General features: G+C 38.5%; 16 protein-coding genes and 1 tRNA gene. 11 read left to right on the forward strand and 6 right to left on the reverse strand.

Annotated features, from left to right (window positions below):
* Nucleotides 1-5 precede the first annotated feature (5 nt).
* From miaA to H5159_RS10335, 7 genes are all read left to right on the forward strand, one after another.
* The gene (gene miaA, locus H5159_RS10305; protein ID WP_182724387.1) at nt 6-923 is read left to right on the forward strand and encodes a tRNA (adenosine(37)-N6)-dimethylallyltransferase MiaA; all 918 of its coding nucleotides are present in this window, start codon (nt 6-8) and stop codon (nt 921-923) included.
* Between the two features lie 78 nt (nt 924-1,001).
* Nucleotides 1,002-1,265, forward strand: coding sequence for an RNA chaperone Hfq (hfq, locus tag H5159_RS10310; RefSeq protein WP_002957883.1), 264 nt, complete (start codon nt 1,002-1,004; stop codon nt 1,263-1,265).
* A 15-nt stretch (nt 1,266-1,280) separates the two neighbouring features.
* Nucleotides 1,281-2,570, forward strand: a complete 1,290-nt coding sequence (hflX, locus tag H5159_RS10315; protein WP_024597267.1) for a ribosome rescue GTPase HflX — start codon at nt 1,281-1,283, stop codon at nt 2,568-2,570.
* A gap of 100 nt (nt 2,571-2,670) precedes the next feature.
* Nucleotides 2,671-3,840 carry an FtsH protease activity modulator HflK gene (gene hflK, locus H5159_RS10320; RefSeq protein WP_002957881.1) on the forward strand — a complete coding sequence of 390 codons (1,170 nt, stop codon included), beginning with the start codon at nt 2,671-2,673 and terminating at the stop codon, nt 3,838-3,840.
* A gap of 5 nt (nt 3,841-3,845) precedes the next feature.
* Entirely contained in the window at nt 3,846-4,724 is an 879-nt protein-coding gene (gene hflC, locus H5159_RS10325; protein ID WP_002957880.1) for a protease modulator HflC, read from the forward strand.
* 214 nt (nt 4,725-4,938) lie between these two features.
* Nucleotides 4,939-6,252: an adenylosuccinate synthase gene (locus H5159_RS10330; protein ID WP_024597266.1), complete on the forward strand. Its 1,314-nt coding sequence runs from the start codon at nt 4,939-4,941 to the stop codon at nt 6,250-6,252.
* A 111-nt stretch (nt 6,253-6,363) separates the two neighbouring features.
* Nucleotides 6,364-7,002: a tetratricopeptide repeat protein gene (locus tag H5159_RS10335; RefSeq protein ID WP_039489024.1), complete on the forward strand. Its 639-nt coding sequence runs from the start codon at nt 6,364-6,366 to the stop codon at nt 7,000-7,002.
* Nucleotides 7,003-7,071: 69 nt separating this feature from the next.
* Here H5159_RS10335 and H5159_RS10340 read toward each other — a convergent pair whose 3' ends face one another.
* Entirely contained in the window at nt 7,072-8,919 is a 1,848-nt protein-coding gene (locus H5159_RS10340; protein WP_002957877.1) for a sodium:proton antiporter, read from the reverse strand.
* 869 nt (nt 8,920-9,788) lie between these two features.
* On the opposite strand from H5159_RS10340, the gene proB reads away from it, so the two are divergent.
* Both proB and H5159_RS10350 read left to right on the forward strand, forming a co-directional pair.
* A complete protein-coding gene (proB, locus tag H5159_RS10345) occupies nt 9,789-10,895 on the forward strand; it encodes a glutamate 5-kinase (protein WP_002957876.1) in 1,107 nt (368 codons plus the stop codon).
* Nucleotides 10,892-12,139, forward strand: a complete 1,248-nt coding sequence (locus tag H5159_RS10350; protein ID WP_182780240.1) for a glutamate-5-semialdehyde dehydrogenase — start codon at nt 10,892-10,894, stop codon at nt 12,137-12,139. The genes proB and H5159_RS10350 overlap by 4 nt, the downstream gene beginning before the upstream one ends.
* A 72-nt stretch (nt 12,140-12,211) precedes the next feature.
* On the opposite strand, the gene H5159_RS10355 is transcribed toward H5159_RS10350, so the two are convergent.
* The 4 genes from H5159_RS10355 to H5159_RS10370 form a co-directional block, all read right to left on the reverse strand.
* Nucleotides 12,212-14,419, reverse strand: coding sequence for an EAL domain-containing protein (locus H5159_RS10355; protein ID WP_182780241.1), 2,208 nt, complete (start codon nt 14,417-14,419; stop codon nt 12,212-12,214).
* 59 nt (nt 14,420-14,478) lie between these two features.
* Entirely contained in the window at nt 14,479-17,697 is a 3,219-nt protein-coding gene (locus H5159_RS10360) for a response regulator (protein WP_182780242.1), read from the reverse strand.
* Entirely contained in the window at nt 17,697-18,959 is a 1,263-nt protein-coding gene (locus tag H5159_RS10365; protein WP_182780243.1) for a PotD/PotF family extracellular solute-binding protein, read from the reverse strand. Before H5159_RS10365 ends, H5159_RS10360 begins: the two co-directional genes overlap by 1 nt.
* 179 nt (nt 18,960-19,138) lie before the next feature.
* Nucleotides 19,139-19,214: transfer RNA gene (locus tag H5159_RS10370), tRNA-Ala, on the reverse strand.
* 166 nt (nt 19,215-19,380) lie between these two features.
* Between H5159_RS10370 and H5159_RS10375 the strand changes: the two genes are divergently transcribed.
* Nucleotides 19,381-19,776: a hypothetical protein gene (locus tag H5159_RS10375; protein WP_182780244.1), complete on the forward strand. Its 396-nt coding sequence runs from the start codon at nt 19,381-19,383 to the stop codon at nt 19,774-19,776.
* Between the two features lies 1 nt (nt 19,777).
* Entirely contained in the window at nt 19,778-20,278 is a 501-nt protein-coding gene (locus H5159_RS10380; RefSeq protein WP_182780245.1) for a prolyl-tRNA synthetase associated domain-containing protein, read from the forward strand.
* On the opposite strand, the gene H5159_RS10385 is transcribed toward H5159_RS10380, so the two are convergent.
* Nucleotides 20,245-21,393, reverse strand: coding sequence for an MFS transporter (locus tag H5159_RS10385; RefSeq protein WP_165723902.1), 1,149 nt, complete (start codon nt 21,391-21,393; stop codon nt 20,245-20,247). The genes H5159_RS10380 and H5159_RS10385 overlap by 34 nt on opposite strands.
* Between the last annotated feature and the right edge of the window lie 47 nt (nt 21,394-21,440).

The following is a 21,440-nucleotide window of genomic DNA, read 5'->3' on the forward strand; positions in this document are numbered from 1 at the left end:
CAGTGTTGAGTAATTTACCAGTTATATTTTTAATGGGTCCAACTGCAGCAGGTAAAACAGCATTGGCAATCTCGCTGTGCGAGCATTTAAATACAGAAATAATCAGCGTAGATTCAGCGCTAGTGTATAAAGGTATGGACATTGGTACAGCAAAACCTGATGCCGAAGAATTAGCCAAAGCTCCGCATCATTTAATTGATCTACTTGACCCGAGTGAAACGTATTCAGTTGCAGATTTTAGGCGCGATGCAGTGCAAAAAATTGACGAATTTCACAGACAAGGTAAAGTACCTGTGTTGGTTGGAGGTACAATGCTGTACTTCAAATCTTTAATTGATGGTTTATCGCCTTTACCTGAAGCAGATACAGAGATAAGAGCAGAGCTAGAAGCGCAAGCTAAAGAATTTGGCTGGCCTCATTTATATAAAGAATTAGTTAAAGTTGACCCAAAAGCAGCCGAAAAAATAAGTGAAAATGATTCACAAAGAATTAATCGAGCTTTAGAGGTTTACAGGTTAACTGGTAAGACCATAACTGAGTTGCAAATGCAAAAACAGCCGGCTTTACCTTATACTTTTCATCAATTTGCAATTGCACCGCAAGAACGCAGTGAATTACACCGCCGAATTGAAGAAAGGTTTAAAATAATGATTGATCAGGGGTTTGAAAATGAAGTTTCGACCCTATATCTACGTGAGGATTTACACCCCAATATGCCTTCTATTCGTTGTGTTGGTTATAGACAAATGTGGGATTACCTTGCGGGTGAAACAAACCATGATGAAATGGTTTTTCGTGGCATCGCAGCAACACGTCAGCTGGCAAAACGGCAGTTAACGTGGCTTCGTAGTTGGCCTGATGTTACTTGGTTAACAACAGGCGACGAAGAAAACTTGCATCGTGTAGTAAGTTCGCTAAGCTAGTAGTAGTTGAATATTGTTTTTTATCAAATAAGTTCAGCCACTTAATTATAATAACACCTAGAACGAAGGAACAATAACATGGCAAAAGGCCAATCGTTACAAGACCCATTTTTGAATGCACTACGACGTGAGCGCATTCCAGTATCAATCTTTTTGGTAAATGGCATAAAATTACAAGGCAAAATTCAGTCATTTGACCAATTTGTTATTTTACTAGAGAACACCGTAAATCAAATGGTTTATAAGCATGCAATTTCTACAGTTGTCCCTGCTCGCGCAGTTAACTTCCAAGCAGTTCAAGGAAGTGATGACACTGAAGAGGCAGAAGCTGGAAACTTTTAATTAGGAGCATAATGTTTGTTTGACCGCTATGAATCCGGCGAACAGGCAATTTTAGTTCATATCGACTTGCCTAAAGAAGGAGATCGTGAAGATCTTCACGAATTAGAAATGTTGGTATCTTCTGCTGGTGTTAGTAGTTTGGCGGTTGTGCAAGGCAGCCGTCAAGCACCACATCCGAAACTATTCGTCGGTACCGGTAAAGCAGAAGAAATAGCTGAGATTGTCAAAATCCACAAAGCAGATGTCGTAATTTTTAATCATCAACTCAGGCCATCACAAGAGCGTAATTTAGAGCGCGTTTGTCAATGTCGTGTGCTTGATAGAACGACGCTAATTCTTGATATTTTTGCCCAACGCGCACGTACCCACGAGGGTAAGCTGCAAGTTGAATTGGCTCAACTTCGCCATATGTCGACTCGATTAATTCGAGGCTGGACTCACCTTGAACGTCAAAAAGGCGGGATTGGTTTACGTGGTCCTGGTGAAACTCAACTTGAAACTGACAGAAGATTACTTCGTGCCCGTATTCAAAATATTCGTGCACGTTTAGCTAAAGTTGCAGTGCAACGTGAACAAGGTAGGCGAGCTCGTACTCGCAACGAAATACCTACAGTTTCATTAGTTGGTTATACCAATGCGGGTAAATCTACATTATTTAATCGAATTACAAATTCAGATGTATACGCGGCCGATCAGTTGTTTGCCACGCTTGACCCGACTCTACGTAAGCTTGAGTTAGGTGATGTTGGCCCTGTTATCTTAGCTGATACAGTGGGCTTTATTCGTCACCTACCACATGACTTAGTTGCTGCTTTTAAAGCAACGCTTACTGAAACTCGCGAAGCTGATTTGCAGTTACATGTAATTGATGCCGCAGACTCACGTCTGCAAGAAAATATTGAACAAGTACAATCGGTGCTTAAAGAAATTGAGGCCGATGAAGTACCACAGCTATTAATTTATAATAAAATTGATGCGCTGGATAACGTAAGCCCACGTATTGATCGAGATGACGAAGGTCAACCTATAAGAGTATGGCTTAGCGCTCAGACTGGTGAAGGGTGTGAATTACTTAGCGAGGCTATCAGTGAGTTACTAGCTAAGAAGATGTTTAACGAAACATTATTTCTTACGCCATTGTATGGTCGCTTAAGAGCTGCATTGTTCAGTTTAAATGCAGTGCATGAAGAGCAATTTGATGAGCAAGGTAATTGGCTGTTAGATGTTAGAATGCCAATGGTTGAGTGGAATCGTTTAATTAAAGAATTTGGTCCTGAAATTGCTGGTTTTATCAACCGTAATTAAAAATTGACGTTTTAATGTCGGTTTTAGTATGAGAAACGCGGTAGATTTGTTAGATTTAACACAATTTCCTAATTTATTTAGATAACAATGGAGTATAGCTATGGCCTGGAATGAACCGGGTAATAATGGCAATGACAAAGATCCGTGGAATAATAAAGGCGGACGTGATCAAGGCCCACCTGATTTAGACGAGGTGTTCCGCAAGTTTAGTAACAAGTTCAGCGGCTTATTTGGCGGGAAAAAATCCGGCAATGGTAGCGGCGGTGGACTTGGCGGAGCCGGTATTTCATTCATACTTATTATCGCCGTTATTGTATGGGCGTTAAGTGGTATTTATACGGTTAAAGAAGCCGAGCGTGGTGTGGTTCTACAATTTGGTAAATATGACCGAATTGCTGATCCTGGTTTGCGTTGGAAAATGACTTTCATCGAAACGGTAATCCCAGTAGATATTGAAGCTGTTCGTTCATTATCGGCTTCTGGTTTTATGCTTACTGAAGACGAAAACGTCGTGAGCGTTGAGTTTCAGGTGCAATACCGTGTTATTGACCCATACCTTTATGAATTTAGCGTAACTAACGCTGATAGTAGCTTAGAAGAAGCGCTAGACAGTGCCCTGCGTTATGTTGTGGGCCATGCAAAAATGGACCAAGTATTAACTAATGGCCGTGAGGTTGTTCGTCAAAATACATGGGATGAGCTTAATAAGATTATCGAACCATATAACTTAGGTTTAATTGTTACTGACGTGAACTTTAAAGACTCTCGTCCACCAACTGAAGTTAAAGATGCATTTGATGATGCAATTGCTGCACAAGAAGATGAAGAACGTTTCATCCGTGAAGCAGAAGCATATGCTCGTGAAATTGAACCGCGTGCTCGTGGTCAAGTAACGCGTATGACTCAAGAAGCGGAAGGTTATCAAGAGCGCATTACATTGGAAGCACAAGGTGAGGTAGCTCGCTTTGAAAAGCTTTTACCTGAATATCAAGCAGCTAAAGAAGTTACTCGTGAGCGCTTATACATTGATGCAATGGAAGAAGTGTTAGGGAGTAGTTCTAAAATATTGGTTGATGTTAAAGGCGGCAATAACATGATGTATTTACCTCTTGATAAAATCATGGACAAGCAAGGAACCGCAACACGAGTTGCACTTCCAAGTTCAAGTGATATTCAAGACTTACGTAATAAAGTTAATACGTCGCGCAATAGCTCTGTTAATAGTGGCAATGACCGCTTTAACAACGACCGCTTCAATGATGGGAGATAATCATAATGAAAAACTTTAGTTTAGTAATACTATTAGCTGCCATTGTTATGTCTTTCTCATCGGTATTTGTTGTACCTGAAGGGCAAAAAGCAATTGTAATGTTATTCAGTAAAGTACAAAAAGATAGCGACGACAAAGCGATTGTATATGGCCCAGGCCTACAATTTAAAGTACCATTTTTTAGCCAAGTACGTCGTATTGATGCACGTATTCAAACGCTAGATGGTGCGCCAGATCGCTTTGTTACTAGCGAGAAAAAAGACTTAATTGTTGATTCGTTTGTAAAATGGCGAGTTAATGACTTTAGTGCTTTTTACTTACGTGCTCGTGGCGATAAGCAATATGCTGAAACGCTACTTAAGCAAAAAGTAAACAATGGTCTTCGTACAAACTTTGGTACACGTACAATTCGCGAAATTGTATCAGGTGAGCGTAGCGAGTTGATGGAAGAAGCGTTAGTACAAGCTTCTGAAAGTGCACGTGAGCTAGGTATTGAAGTACTAGACGTACGTGTTAAGCAAATCAACTTACCACAAGAAGTGAGTAGCTCTATTTACCAACGTATGCGCGCTGAGCGTACTGCGGTTGCAAAAGAGCACCGTTCTGAAGGTCAGGAAAAAGCAGAGACTATTCGTGCGGGAGTTGACCGTCGAGTAACTGTAATGCTTGCTGATGCTGAGCGTAATGCACGTTCTGTACGTGGTCAAGGCGATGCTGATGCTGCAGGCATTTATGCTAATGCGTATAACAAAGACCCTGAGTTCTTTAGTTTTGTACGTTCACTTGAAGCTTACAAAAAGACTTTTAAAGATAAGCAAGATGTTATGGTGCTTTCACCAGATAGCGACTTCTTCCAATATATGAAAGGCGCTAAAGCTCAATAGACTTTACGTTAATTATTTAAAAGTTAAAAAGCCTCGCATTTGCGGGGCTTTTTGTTAAATACAAACTAGTGCGTTAAATCACTGTTATTTATGTGGTTATTGGTCAATATTTGGATATAACAATTGCCCGCAGAAAAAATAAGCTGAACAGGGGTGATCTTTACTTTAGTTTTCTGGTAAAATCTCGTCCTAATTTTCTCTAAGTGAATTTACGATGGGTAAAAACGTTGTTGTATTAGGCACCCAATGGGGTGACGAAGGAAAGGGTAAGGTAGTTGATCTCCTTACAGACAAAGCATCTTTAGTAGTTCGTTATCAAGGTGGCCACAATGCGGGTCATACTTTAGTTATCGAAGGTGAAAAGACGGTTCTACACCTTATTCCATCGGGTGTATTACGTGACAATGTTAAATGTGTGATTGGTAATGGTGTAGTTTTATCACCAGAAGCGCTAATGAGAGAAATTGGCATGCTTGAAGAGCGCGGCGTACCAGTACGCGAGCGTCTTTTAATAAGTGAAGCATGTCCGCTAATCTTGCCTTTCCATGTTGCATTAGATGTAGCCCGCGAAACAGCTCGTGGCGATAAGCCTATTGGTACAACTGGCCGTGGAATCGGTCCTGCGTACGAAGATAAAGTAGCACGTCGTGGTTTACGCGTAGGCGATTTATTTAATCCTGAAGTATTTGCAGCTAAATTAAAAGAAGTGCTTGAGTACCACAACTTCACTTTAGTTAACTACTACAAAGTAGATGCTGTAGATTTCCAAAAAACGTTTGATGATGCAATGGCTGTTGCTGATATCTTAAAAGCAATGGTTGTAGATGTAACTGAGCTTTTAGATCAAACGCGTTTAGCAGGCGAAAACATTTTATTTGAAGGTGCACAAGGTACGTTACTTGATATAGATCACGGTACTTACCCTTATGTAACATCTTCAAACACTACCGCTGGTGGCGTTGCGACTGGTGCAGGTTTTGGTCCATTAAACCTTGATTACGTTTTAGGTATTATTAAAGCGTACACGACACGTGTTGGTTCAGGTCCTTTCCCTACAGAGCTTTACGACGGTCTTGATAAACAAGATCCAGTTGGTAAGCACCTAGGTGATAAAGGCCATGAGTTTGGCGCTACAACAGGTCGACTTCGTCGTACTGGTTGGTTAGATGCAGTGGCTATGCGCCGTGCAGTTCAAATCAACAGTATTTCAGGTTTTTGTTTAACTAAGCTTGATGTTTTAGATGGCTTAGAAACACTTAAAATCTGTACTGGTTACAAGCTTGAAGATGGCACAGTTACTAACGTAACACCATTAGCGGCTGAAGGTTACGATAAAGTAACACCAGTATACGAAGAAATGCCAGGTTGGTCAGAAAACACTGTTGGTGTAACTAGTCTTGACGGTTTACCAAAAGCTGCGATTGACTACATCAAACGTATTGAAGAAATTACGGGTGTTCCAATTGATATTATTTCTACAGGTCCTGACCGTGTAGAAACTATGGTGCTTCGCAATCCGTTTGCGTAATTACCATTAGATTAAAAAAAGCTGCTTCGTGCAGCTTTTTTTGTGTCTAAAATTCACCTTGGAACGATCTTTGTATATTATTTAATAAGTTTATTTATATAAGTGGTGAACATGCGTTTATTTAATCGTAATTGCGTACTAAGGCTTTCGTTAATACCGCTGTCTTTATTTATAGCAACCAACAGCTTAGCTACAGAAAGCCCTGCTGCTGTGCCGCTATATACAGAATCAGAGCTAATTGCGTTAATAAATAAAAATACGCATTTAGCGCGCGTAAAGGCAGATGATTGCCAGTTGGTGCAAGATATAGAAGCACGAGCCAATAAAATGGCATTGCCGTCTTATCAATTTTTATACGGCGATATGCTGGCTTATAACGTGTGCGTTGATCGCAATGTAGAGTTAGGTGTGTATTACATGCGAAAAGCAGCTGAGCAAGGCTTAGCGGCAGCGCTAGAGCAATTGGGACGATACTACGACACTGGTCGCTTAGTTCAGCAAGATAAAGCAATGGCAATTACCTATTTGCGTGAAGCCTCGTCGCAAGGCAATTTAAAAGCACAGCTACGTTTAGTTAAATTATTTAATGATGGTTATGGCAGCCCGCGTGATTTTGAAGATGCCTATCGTTGGCTATTTAATTCTATGGTGGCAGATAAAGCGACTCATAGAAAAATTGAGCGAGCGCTGACTAAGTTAGCGCAAAAAATGCCAGATAGTGTGGTTGCTCGAGCTCGCCTTCCTATTTAATGGCTGTTAAAAACAAAACCCTAACTTTTTAAGTTAGGGTTTTTTAGTTTTTACAGACTGTAAAAGTATTTAACTGTCTTCTTTAGCCTTTGTTTGCGGGTCTTTTAAAACTGACATTTTAGGCGGCTGTAAAGCAACAACGCGTTCGCCTTCTTGCGGCGGTTTTTCCATGTTGATTGTAAACGGTCTTAGCTTAATTGGTGTATCGTCATCACTGTCTTTATCACCTTTGAGAATAAATAAAGGGATAGCCTCAGGGTTCATTTCTAAGTATTGTTCCCAGCTAAACTCATCCGAGATACGTGTTGAACTAACCTTACCGCCTTTAGCTATAATACTGCTTAAACGTGCATACGAGCCTTCGTCTCCAAACAGTATTTGTCTAGATAAAAACGTTGCGCTGTCTTTATTTGCTTTTGCATGCGACGTTGATGAGCGTAGCGAAAATACATTTTTCTCATTAAGTAAATGCGAAAAGTATTGAACACCTAACGCATTATGATGACGATTTGGCGATAATGCTAATACACTACGAATCGTTGTTAGAGGTAAGTAGCGTTCAGCATGCTCTGATTGCGGGTTACCATAATAACAAGCTAAACCATCCATACGTGCCATTCTGCAGTTTTCCCATGCAGGATCTGACAGGTGAACCGGAATGTTTTGCTCTTGTAAGCCTCGGCCGATTGCACGCGATACATGGTTTGCACCAATAATTAATATTGTATTTGGCGATGGCTGGCGTACACCTAATAGCTTGGCGACAGGAATGGCGGTTAAGCTCTGTAGTACAACGGTAATTATAATTACTGTAAATATAAGAGGTACCATTTTTTCAGCATCAGCAACACCAGACTCCATCATGCTAAGCGCAAATACCGACCCAACGGCTGCGGCGACTATACCGCGTGGAGCTATCCAGGCAAGTACCAAACGAGACTTCATTGGTAAATCAGTACCAAAGGTCGAAATAGCAATACACAGTGGACGAGCAACAAAAAGCACGATAGCTAAAAATATAAATACATCGCTGTCGAGCATCATTAAATCAGAGAGCTGTAAGCGTGCTGCAAGTAAAATAAACAGCGTTGATATTAATATCATCGACAAGTCTTCTTTGAACTCAAGTACAGAATCTATTTCTAAATCGTCTTGGTTAGCAAGCCAAATACCAAATACAGTCACTGCTAATAGGCCTGATTCATGGCTTAAATAGTTTGATACAGAAAAACTAATGAGTACTAATGCCAATATACCAAACTTATGTAATTCAAATGGTAGCCACTCGCGGCGCATTAATAGTGTTGTTAACCAACCAGCAGCAACACCAATACTTAATCCAACACCTAGGGTTTTAACTAAAGCAATAATAGTGTGGCTAAATACTTCGCCTTGGCCTACCAGCATTACGGCTTCAAATACTAATACAGCGAATAATGCGCCGATCGGGTCTATTACAATACCTTCCCATCGAAGTATGCGGTCAATGTCTTGTGTTGGGCGCATTGAGTTTAATAGCGGTGCTATAACAGTAGGGCCTGTTACAACTAGCACTGCACCTAATACCGCAGCTACACGCCAATTAAGTTCAAGCAACCAATAGGCGCTGAGGCTAATAATAATACAGGTAGTAAGCATGCCGATGGAGCAAAGGTTCCTTACAACTTTTCCGATTCCTTTTAGCTCTCTGAAATGCAGAGTTAAGGATCCTTCAAATAAAATGATGGCAACACTTAGTGATACAACTGGAAACAGTAAATCACCTAACAATGCATCAGGGTCTAAAACACCACTAAATGGCCCAAGTAAAAGACCAGTAAGCAATAAGAAAAGAATAGCGGGCACTCTAAAAGCCCACGCGACCCATTGGGCAAGCACAGAGCAAAGTGCGATACCGGCTATGTAAATTGCTGACATAGATTAAGAATTCCTTATTTATGACGGTTTGTTTAGAAAGTATAACTTTTGTTAATTATTAATACAGGGGTATACACGGGAAATTCAAATATTACTAATCAATTTTAGCTGCTTATAGAAGATTAGTAGGCTTAAATTATTTTGCGCGTGTTAAGCCGCCTTATTTTAGGCTGTATTAATTGTTTAATTGGTTGAATTTTAATAACAATCTAACACCACAAACGAGGAGGAATTAGCTTCGCTCGAATTTTAACCTTGATTTTTAAGGGGGATTTAGTGTAATATGCTTCGTGTTCTAATAATTAGTTATCTAATGAAGTTTATTGGAAGTAAAAGTGGTTTGTTAATCTTAACGTCATTTTTAACCTTTATAATCATACATTAGTGGTGTTACTAGTATTCGAACACTATATAATTTCATTTGCCGAACTCTTGGTATGGTTTTGCTAAACAAGTTTATTTAATTATTTAAGTAAATAAAGGTTTGAGTTGAACTATTACTTTCAATGTTTAACCCCCATCGTGGCGGTTAAATCTCGGTCCTTTGGTCTTCACCCTATCTGTTGGTGTATCAGACTTTAGAGGCTCTATGTATGTTGTTAATAAAAAAGCCACACACAGCTTTTTACAGCGATGCATAAACAACACTTTTAAATTTTTTGATTAGTGCTGCTCGATATTATTGGGTTGTTGCTACTTTATACTTAACCTTAAATCTAAGCTTATTGTTTTAGATATGGTTTTCGCGTGTGTGTAAAAAAGTGTTGCCTAAATGAAAGACAAATTCGAAGCTATGTTTTAAACCTAGCTACTTAGTTTTAGCTCGTCTAATTAAGGTGAGCGCAGATAAAATGGAAAGTTGAGCATTTATGCAAAAGTTAAATTGGCGACGTATCGTACTTAAAGTAGGTAGTGCATTAATTGCACCAGATCAAGATGGCTGCCGTTCGCGTTACATATTAACCATCGCACAGTTCATTGTTCGTTGTCGTGCCCGTGGAATCGAGGTGATTTTAGTATCATCGGGTTCTGTAGCTGCTGGCGCGCATTTATTCCCATCAGACAAACCACGCTCTGTGGTAATGAAAAAAGCAATGGCGGCAGCAGGTCAAACAGAAATGATCGCCATGTGGGACCGCTTTTTTGACTTTCCATCTGCGCAGCTATTATTAACGCACGGTGATTTACGTGATCGAGAGCGTTACCAAAGTATTCGTGAAACAGTGTTTACTTTACTTGAGCATGGTGTTCTTCCTATCATTAATGAAAATGATGCTGTAACTACCGACGACTTAAGAGTGGGTGATAACGATAACTTATCAGCAATGGTTGCAGCAGCTGCCGACGCTGATGCTTTATTAATATTCTCAGATGTTGACGGGCTATATGATAAAAACCCTAACTTACATGATGATGCGGTGTTACTGCCTGAAATAAAATCAATTGATGAATCTATTTATGCTATGGCAGGATGTGCTACAAGTGCCGTTGGTACTGGTGGTATGAAAACTAAAATAGAAGCGGCAGAAAAAGCAACGTCACATGGTATAGCAACTTATATTATAAACGGCTTTAAAGAAGAAACATTTACGAAATTGCTAGCTGGGGAAAATCCTGGTAGCGTATTTTTACCGTACGAAAAACCGATGCAGGACTCTATTCATTGGATGACACATACAGCAAATGAGCAAGGTGAAGTTGTTGTTGATGGATCATTTGATGAATCTCTTGAAGGTGAAAGTGGATGTATTCGTGGTGACGAAATTATGGAAGTTCACGGTGAATTTGCCGTTGGTGATACTATTTTAGTTCGTAGTGAAGATGGCACCCGGTTAGCGAAAGCGACCGCAAATTATAGTAGCTGTTTGTTAAACTTTATTGCAGACAACGAACAGAGTGAATTCAGCGAAAAAATGCAGGATTCAATTGGACCAGTTATATCTGAAAAACATATCGCATTATTGGAGAAGTCATGAGCTTAATTACGGACATTTCACGCCAGACAGCTAAAGCTGCCCATACACTTGCTTTACTCGACACCGAGACTAAAAATCAAGTACTAGTTGAAATGGCAGCGGCACTAAGAGAGCAAAAAGCATTTATAATCAAAGAAAACGAGAGTGACCTAAGCGCAGCACGCGACAATAACTTAGCAGCCTCAATGATAGACCGCTTAACGCTAAACGATGAGCGTATTGAAGCAATGGCAGAAGGCATTGAAGTAATAGTAAGCCTAGATGATCCTGTTGGTCAGCTACGTGATATTACAGAGCGTCCAAATGGCATTAAAATTCGTAAAATGCGCGTACCTCTTGGCGTTGTATGTATGATTTACGAAGCACGCCCAAATGTAACAGCAGACGCTGGCGCATTATGTTTTAAATCAGGTAATGGCGTAATTTTACGTGGCGGTAAAGAAGCACTTAAAAGTTCGCAAGCTATCGCAAGTGTAATGCACAGCGTACTTGAAAAGCATAACTTACCAGTATCACTTATTTCAGTGATCCCAGATCCAGACCGTGCACTATTAATGGAATTGATGCAGCAACGTGAAAGCATTGATTTAATAATTCCACGTGGCGGTGAAGGCTTAATTAACTTTGTTACCGAAAACAGTACGATCCCAGTAATTCAGCATTACAAAGGCGTTTGTCATCTATATGTAGATAAAGATGCAGATCTTGAAATTGCGATTAACTTACTACTTAACGGTAAAACGCAGCGTACCGGTGTTTGTAATGCACTTGAGGGCTTAGTAGTTCATCAAGATGTTGCAGATGAGTTTTTAAATCTTTGCGCAGTTGTATTACGCCAAGAAGGTGTAAAAATAAATGCCGACAGCTTTGCAGCTAAATACTTTGATAATGCAACTGTGTTAGCCGATAACGAATTTGGTGAAGAATATCTAGACCTAGAAATCGCTATTCGCGTTGTACCAAACTTTACGGCAGCGGTTGAACACATTGCAAAGTTTGGATCAAACCATACAGAAGTAATTTGTACTAAAAATGAAGCTGCTGCAGAGTTATTCCAACGTAGTGTTGATGCTTCTGTAGTAATGGTTAACGCATCGTCTCGTTTTTCTGATGGCTCACAATTGGGCCTAGGTGCAGAGATTGGAATAGCTACTTCCAAGCTACATGCATACGGTCCTATGGGCCTCGAGTCACTAACGACAGAAAAGTATTTAGTTAATGGAGTTGGCCAAGTTCGCGAGTAACCGCAAAAATTAAGTCCATAAAAAGCCGAGCATATTTATGCTCGGCTTTTTAGTTTATAAATCACGCTACAGTTACTTTAACTTTTTTAACCAATCACTTGCAGGTTCTGGTCTATGCAAATAATAGCCTTGCAGAATAACCTCAGGATACTCCTGTAGTAAATCAAAGTGGGACTGGTTCTCTACGCCTTCAGCAACTATCTCGAGTTCAAATAAACGACCTAAGCTTACAATCATATCAATAATTAGTTTATCGTTGTTATCGGTAGGAGCCTCTAAAACAAAAGAACGATCAATTTTAAGTTCTTGTATTGGTAATTGTTTTAGGTAGGTTAAGCTCGAATATCCAGTACCAAAGTCATCAATTGATACTCTAATACCTAGCTTCTTGAGAAAGTGAACAGCTTCAATAGCCGCTTCCATATGATTAAGTAACGTACCTTCAATTATCTCAATAGTGAGTTGTTGAGGATTAATGTTATGTTGCTTTATCTGTTGGCTAATAAAGTTTAAAAAACGCGCTTCATGAAAGTGCCTGCCACTTATATTAATTGATAAGTTTAACTCAGGGTGGGTTTTACCAAGTTGCGTTAGTATTTCAAGTGCATTTGAAGTTACCCAGCAATCTAAATCATAAATTATGTCTGACTCTTCGGCTATAGATATAAACTCACCAGGGCTAATAAAGCCTTTTTGAGGGTGCTCCCATCTTAATAAAACCTCAGCGCCCTTAAGAGTTTGGTTTCGATCAAATTGGGATTGTAAATATAGCGATAGCTCATTATTTAAAATAGCTTTACGTAAATCTTGTTCTATTTCAAAACGGCGTTTTGCTTGCTCGCCAAATGAAGTATCAAAAAAGGTAACTCTATTGCCGCCTTTCTCTTTTGCTTTGTAACAGGCCGCTTCACAGTTACGAATAGTCTCAATAGCACTTTCCCATTGATCTTCTCGTGGAAAAATATAGGTGCCTATACTTACTGTTAAGCTAACGTCTTGTTCAGCAACGACAAATGGATGGTTTACACTTGCAAGTAGCTCTTGGGCTTTATTTTCAGCCATAGCTTGAGCTCTAGCTCTGCCCACACCTTTTTCAACTGTACACAGTACTGCAAATTCATCACTACCTAAGCGAGCAATAACATCTTTTTTACTCACGTGAGTATGGATTCGTTTAGTTAATTCTTTTAAAATATTATCGCCAGCGAGTAAGCCTAATCCATCATTGATTGAGTGGAAGCTGTCTATATCAATAATATAAATATAGGCATAACTATTTTCGGTACTACAAACTTGAAGTTGTTGCTCTAACTGCTTTAAAAACCCATTTCGGTTGGGTAAACCTGTAAGTTCATCATGCCATGTAAGGTAATGAATTCTTTCTTGGGTTACTTTAACGCTCGAAATATCACTGAATACACCAATATAGTGAACGTTAGTATCTTGATCGCCTTTAACCAAACTGAGAGTTAGTAGCTCTGGATAAAGTTCGCCATTTTTTCGTCTGGTTACAAGTTCTCCACTCCAATAGCCTGCTTGATTTGCATGTTCCCATACTTGGTCAAAGCTAATGCTAGGATGGTTATTTTGTTTAATATCGTGCAACTGCATTTGTAGTGAGTCTGATTCACAGTAACCGGTTATACGACAAAATGAAGGGTTTACCGCAATAATTTTGCCGTTACTATCGGTAATAACAACACCATCGGCAGTTCCCGTTAGGGCTTGATAAAATAATTTTTGTTTTGATGAGAGTTCTTTTAATTCTTCTTCTCGCTGGCTTAGCTCTTGTATTAGCGATTCTATTTCGAGTAGCTTGTCGTGCAGATCAAAGTTTTTTTCTATTAACCTGTCTAGCATGCCTTGCGCTGTAATGTGTGTACGAATACGCGCTCTAACTAGAGCTAGTTTATAAGGCTTATGTATGTAATCAATTGCGCCCATTGCAAAGCCTTTTTCTTCAGACTCTTCTTCTGTAAGCGCTGTTACAAATATGACAGGGATCCCTTTGGTATTTTGTTTCGCTTTGAGTATATTACATACTTCGTAGCCGTCCATGCCTGGCATCATTATGTCTAATAAAATCAAGTCAGGCCGAGTTGACTCAATAAAGATCAAAGCCTGCTCACCACTAGTAGAAATACGTACATCGTAGTCAGTTAAAAGTCCTTCTACTAATACGTGTAAATTACTAGGTTCGTCATCAACAATAAGAATTAAAGGTTTATGCTTTTGTTCTGTGGTTAATCCATTACTGTTTGCGAGGTAATTTGAATGCACTATCTGTCCTTCTCTGCGTTCTTTACAATATTAAATCTAGTTCAGGTTAGTGGTTATGCCTAATTTTTATTATCGTTTCTATACATATCAATAAGCTCAATTACTAACGCGTAGTTAAAATGATCAATTGCTTCTTTGAGCTTAAATAGGGAGTGGCCTCTCTCATATTGATTCATTTCTAGCTGTCTAACCAAACTGCTAGGTACGGGGCGAGCGGTTAATGCTAATGAGTATATATTATCGATAACCGAGTCTTCGTTTTCTAGTTCATGTTGCTGTATATGTTCTTTTTTAAAGCTGTCAGCTATCAAAAATTGTTTTACAGCAAAAAGTGTAAGTATTAATTGCTCATTAAAATGAGATAAATTAATAATTTTCTTATCTATTAAGCTTTTCTCAACACTTTGCGCGCTTTGTTGCAGCAGCTCCAAGCCTAATGTGCCGGCCAGTCCTTTGAGTGTATGTACTAGTCGAATTAAGCTTTCTAACTCTCTATTTTTGATTAACATATCAGCTTTAGTCGAAAAGTCATTGTAATCGTTGACAAACTGAGTAAATAATTTAGTTAACAATTCGTCATTGTTTTCTAGGTTTTCTTTTGCTAATGGCAGGTTTATAGTGCTCAGAGGTTCATTACTTTGCAGATGCTTTTCTATGCTTTCGTAAAGTGAATCAAAAATAATCGGTTTTACTAAAAAGTCATCCATACCGGCTCTAAATGCTGCTTTTTTATCATTAGGGTCTGCGGCTGCCGTAATAGCAATTATAGGAGTTTTGTAGCCTCGCTCTCTTAATATACTTGTTGCTTCTAGTCCGTCCATAACTGGCATTTGAACATCCATAAAAATAATATCGATGTCATTTGTCTCTATTTTATCTAATGCGTCACGTCCATTGTCAGCAATGTTCACGGTCATATCTAGTCTTGCTAAAAGGGCTGAGGCTATTTCTTGGTTAATTTTATTGTCGTCAACAACTAATACATTAAAACCCGAGAATTTAGGATGGGGCTTTAATTGCTTTTCTTTAAAATTATTTGGTGAGAGTGCTCTTAAAATTTCTACTTCACTATTTTTATTACCAATAATTATAACGTCGATATTTTCATTTTTTGCAATTGGTTCTGGAGACTTTTCATCGGTAATTAATAAAATAAGTTTCAATTTTTCATTAACGTTTTTATTTTGAGCGTACAGTTGTTGTAAAATAAAGTTATCGTTGAGCTCTTTTTTTTCTATCGACATTATTACAATACTAAATGGGCTACTAGGCTGAGACATTTTTGCAATGGCTCTTAATGGTTCTTGTGTTGTTTCTGTCGTTATATTTATATCACTTAGTAAGTCCATTAATTTTTTAATTTGCTCATTATCGGGGCTAATTAATAAGGCGTGTTTTTTAAGCTTTTGTTGCTCAGATAAAGTAAAGGGTAGAGTAAAGAAAAACTCGCTACCTTGATTAATCGTGCTTCTTACTTGTATATCTCCGCCCAGCAATTTAGTTAATTGTTTGCTTATAGTGAGTCCTAAACCGGTCCCACCATACTTTCTTGTTGTGCTTGAATCACCTTGCGAGAAAGACTGGAATATAATTTTTGATTGCTCTTCAGTCATCCCAATACCCGTGTCTTTTATACTAAAGCGAAGGTTTATTGTTTTTTCGTGTTGAGATGTCGCTTCTATAATTAATGATATTTCACCATGCTCAGTAAACTTAATTGCGTTACCTACACAGTTATTTATTATTTGGCTTAAGTGCATTGGGTCGCCAATAAGTTCAAGCCCTGCATCAACGTGTAAAGTAAAGTTTAATAACAAACCTTTTTGCTTGGCATTTGTTGAGAATAAATTTTGAACGTTAGAAACTATAGTATGTAAGGTAAAAGGGATTTGCTCTAACTGAACTTTTTCCGATTCTAGCTTAGAAAAATCCAGAATATTGTTTAAAATCTGCAATAAATTTTGAGCACTTGAAAAAGCTTTATCTGCGTAGTGTTTTTGCCTTGAGGGAAGCTCGCTGCTTTGTAAAAGTTGCAACATACCTAATATGCCATTCATTGGGGTGCGAAGTTCATGACTCATATTGGCTACAAAATCTATTTTTGTTTTATTGGCTTTATCGGTTTGCTCCATGGCACTCGTCAGGTCGGCATTCATTGCTTCCATTTGGGAATTTAATACGCGGGTTTCATTGAGTAGCTCTTTGGTTTGCTTATTTTTTAAATATAAAGCGTTAGCTGCTTTTATTACCGATGCTATTTCAGTTTGATTTTGGCTGTTATTTGAAATAGTTACTGGCTTTTCGCTATTCATATCTTTAAGTAATAAAGTGAGCTGAGTAATTGGTTTTATAACCGATCTAAAAATAAAATAGCTTAAAAATAAAATGATTAACATAATTAAAACGGCAAATATATTTGCCTGTTCTGTATTTTTTGTTAAGTGGCTACTTAGTAGCTCTTCTGTTTTGATTAGTTTATTTTTTTCTATGTTTTTAATTTCATTAGTTAAATACAGCAATTCGTTTTCTATGCCTGTAAGCACTACATTTACAGAAAAAGTGTAGCTACGGGTGAGTAATACAAGTTGGTTATAAGCTTGTTTTAAGCTTGTTGTTTTATTGGAGAGGGATTCATTTATTACAGAGGTGCTCGTTAGTTTTTTATGTAAGTGATTTAAGTTTTGTTTTACATTTTGTGCTTCATCAAAATTAGGTTTATAGAGGTAGCTTATAATTGCATGTTTTAAATTACTTATTGTGAGTAAAACATCGTTAAAAATAACTTTATTATCATTGTTTGAAGACCCTTCTAAATCACTAATTGTTACTTGTAAGTCATCAATAGGTTGTTTGAACTGAGTAATGTAAAGGTGTTCGCGTTTTTGTCTGTTTACGACAACTTGGCCAAATGTATCTTGGTAATTATTTAAATACTCGCCAAGGCGTATTAGTGAGTTTTGATACTCAGGGGTCTGGTTTTGAGTGTTTGTTTTTAGCTGCTCGAGATTTAGATTTGCCTTATTTAAGTAAAAATTAAATTTGGTAATCGTATTTTCATTTGCATTGTCAATAAATGAAACTGCATGCCCTCGCAGGGAAATAATATCGTTTTCTAAGTTAGTTACAGCTTCACTTTGAATAAGCGCGTTATGTTGCGATTTTTGCAAGTTAAGTAAAGACGTTTGCGAATAGTTAAACAAATAGCTCTGTAAAAGAAGTAATCCAATCAGCGAACACAGAGCTAATATTATTTTTGATTTAATTGAGTTTATTATCATTATCGGCTAATCAACTCATACCATTTTTGCAGGCTGTAGTCGTAGGTTGGCATAACTGTATTCCACACTGCTACATTACTAAAGCGTTTATGGTAACTACCGCCATTACGTTGCCCACCTGCTTTTACAGCTACGTCGCCATTGGTATTTAATAAATCTATGTTTGTTGCTTTTCCACCGTACCAGTAATCCCATTCAGACTGAGATAGGAGTAGTTTAGAGCGCTGCGGGTTACTAATGTAATAACCTTGGCGAGCAATAAATGCACCAGGCCAGCCTGAAAGCCACCAATTCATATAATCGTAAGCTGCATCTTTTGCGCTACTTTGTATTTGTGACGATAAACACATAACACCATGCCAGCCTCGGTAGCCTTCTTTTGGCGCGGCAAATCGTACATTAATATTTTGGCTGTTTAATGCAGAAACTGCAGGCGAAAACATGCTTTCTATATGGGCTCGCTTACTTCTCATAAATTCAATCGACTCAGGAACCGAATTCCAATAGCCACTGAAGTGACCTTGGCGTTTAAAGTCGAGTAATATACTAAACAACCTATCAAGTTCTGGGCGGGTCATTGCACCTATATTGTTAAATTTTATAAGTCCTTTACTTTGTGCTGCTAGGGCTAGGTCAAATAATCCAATGGTAGGCGCATTTACAATAGCTACTTTACCTCTGTTCTCGTCATCAAGCAGCCAACTCCAGCTTTCTGTTTCGTATGCTATACCTGGCTTAATAAAGTCGGTGTTGTAACCAAAAGAGTCAACATTATGCACATAAGGTAAAAAGCTAATATGATCGCTTTCTTGTGAGCTTAATGTGCCATCGGGTTGAACATTTAATAATTTATAGGGAGCATCACCTGCACCAATACTTGCAGTTTCGGTTAGTTTTCCCGTTTTAGTAAGTGGATTTATTTCGTTAAAGTAGGTGAGTCGTTTTTTTTCTATTGGCTGAATGGAACCTGCATCCCAAAGCACATTAATGCTGTTTGACCATTGTTCGTATAAATCAAAGGAGCCAGGGTCCATTGATGCCTTTTGCAAAACGGCAGCGCTGCCTGCGGGAGTAAATTCTATATTAATACCCAAGTCACTCATCGCTTGCTTGCGAATAGCCTCTTGGAGTGTTACATGCGTACCAAGCACTCTTAATGTGACTTTTTTTCGGGCAAAAACATAAGGCGCATGTGTTATTGCACCTGCTGTTAAACCTATTGCAGCTAGCTTTTTTAGCGTTGAACGCTTAGGGTTGTCCATGTTAAGCCTAAAGTACTAATGTGTGACATTATGTATAGCTAAGAACTTGTAAAGACACAAGTTGAATGGATAAATTTAAAATTATATAGAATGAAAAATTAGAATGTTAGGGTATCAAAAAATAATAAAAACAGTGGAAAAATAGAAGAGTAGAACGAATTTTAAAAGGAGTAGGAAAGTGGTGGAGCTAAGCAGGATCGAACTGCTGACCTCCTGCGTGCAAGGCAGGCGCTCTCCCAGCTGAGCTATAGCCCCACATTCCTAAGTTACATATAATGTAACTGCTTGACTGCTGAGTTCCAAGCGGGACGAACTTTAAGTTTTTTTATAAATTTGGTCAAGTATTTTTTCGTAAATTTTCACTGTTTACGTCAATTTTTGTTAGACTCGGCTTAATTCAAAACTAAAACGATAAAAAACAATGAAAAAATATGTTCTAGCGCTTATGGTTTTACTCGCTGGCTGTGCCTCAAATGATGAGCCGCCTTTTGAAATAAATAATAAACAGTTTCACGAAAAGCAAGATGAGCAAGGCAATAAGCTTTTTGCTTATGTTGTTTCGGTAAAAGCTAAGCATCGTGAAAACTTTAACTTAGACCGTGGTCCTAATAAGAGACCAAGTCGTGGTGAGGTTAAGCAGTATATAGAGAAAGAGCATTTTGAAGAATCGAGCATTCTGAAGTTACAGCTAGAAGACCAAGCAGTTGAATTATTAAATCAAGAGCTAAAAGATCGTAAGTATTGCGGCAACAAGCATGAAGTTAATGATGTTTTATGGCGAGATTTGAGTGTACAACTAAGAGGGCGTTGTTTGTAATATGCTGGCTGATAAAACTAAGTTAGCAGAGCTTTTGGCGCACCTAGATATTAACTATGATGTAATAGAGCATTCGCCGCTACATACTAGCTTAGCGGCAGATGAGTTTATGATTGAGCGCCCAGGTACTCGCCTTAAAAACCTATTTTTACGCGATAACGAAGGCAAGCGACACTTTTTAGTTATTACAGCGCACAATAAGCAACTCGACTTAAAGGCACTATCAAAGCAACAAGGGCTTTCACGCTTAGGGTTCGCATCGAGTGAGCGGCTAGCTAAATATTTAAAAGTGGCTCCTGGGTGTGTATCTATGTTGGCTCTTTTAAATGATAAGCAAAACGAAGTGAGCTTATGGGTTGACCAAGATATTTGGCACGGTGATTTGTTTCATTGTCATCCGTTTGAAAACACCCAAACATGGTTGCTTAGTAAAGCTGATTTAGAAACATTTTTTAATTACACAAAGCATCAACCGCGCGTTGTATTTTTACCCTCAAAATAAGCCCACATAATTAACGATAAACCACATAAGCAAACCGCAAGCAGCGTAAACATAAACGCTGTTTGCCCATGATGTTGGTATACCACACCGGGTAATAACGACCCCAATGCGCCACCACTGTAATAAAACGATACATATCCGCCATTGGTTACACTTGGTGGGGCTTTACTGATTTTATTAACGAGCGGTGCGGCAGTTGAATGAATCACAAACATAGCACCACAAAACAAAGTAAATGCGATTAAAAATAAGCTAAGCTGATGGCTCATTAATAAAATAATACTCACACTATAAAAACTAAATACCGCAGTCAATAAATGCCAAGGCGAAGGGACTTTTTTAAGTAACCAAGGTGCAGCAATAGAGGCGAGGGCACCAATTAAATAACCACTGTAAACTAAACCTATGTCACGAGTATTGGTAATTAAAAACGTGTTTTGTAATATAAACGGTAAGTAATTAAGCAGTGCAGCGAAACAAAAAAACATACAAAAAACGGCGCCGTAAACTTTAAGTACAGCGCCTTCTTTAAGTTGTTTAATGTAATCGAGAGGGGAGAGCTGCGACTGTTTAGCTGGGTTTGTAAAGCGAGAATGCTTAACTGTCAAAGCTAAGCAAAGAAGCATAAAAGCAATTACGTAATAAAAGCTCTGCCAATTCCATAAGTCGCTAAACAAAGCGGCAAGCACACGTCCAAAGTAACCACCAACTATACTGCTACCAATATATAGGGTCATATTTTTTTGAAGTGTATCAGCGCTATAACTCATGCCTATATAGCTAGTCATTGCTGTTAAAGCTGCGGGGAGCGTTAAACCTTGTAAAAATCTGACTAATAATAAAAGCTCAAAGCTAGGTACATAAATAAAAAGTAAGCAGCTAAGGCCTAAAAGCACCATTGCAATACGTAATATAAGTAGTGGATTTATTTTTGCTAAAAATAAACCATAAACGAGCGGGGCAATGGCTAGGGGCAGCATAGTTGCAGTCATTAAGCTGCCAGCTACCGCAGGTGCTACATTAAATTCGCTCGCAAAAAGGCTAAGTAGGGGTTGCGGTGCATAAAGCACAAAAAATATAAATACCGAGCAAACGAGTAGATGAGGTAAACGCATTATATGGCTTGTGCATTTGCTGATTGGTTGCGTGGTATTGTATTAAA

The sequence above is a fragment of the Pseudoalteromonas sp. SG43-1 genome, assembly GCF_014164415.1.
In the GTDB taxonomy this organism is placed as follows: Bacteria; Pseudomonadota; Gammaproteobacteria; order Enterobacterales; family Alteromonadaceae; genus Pseudoalteromonas; species Pseudoalteromonas distincta.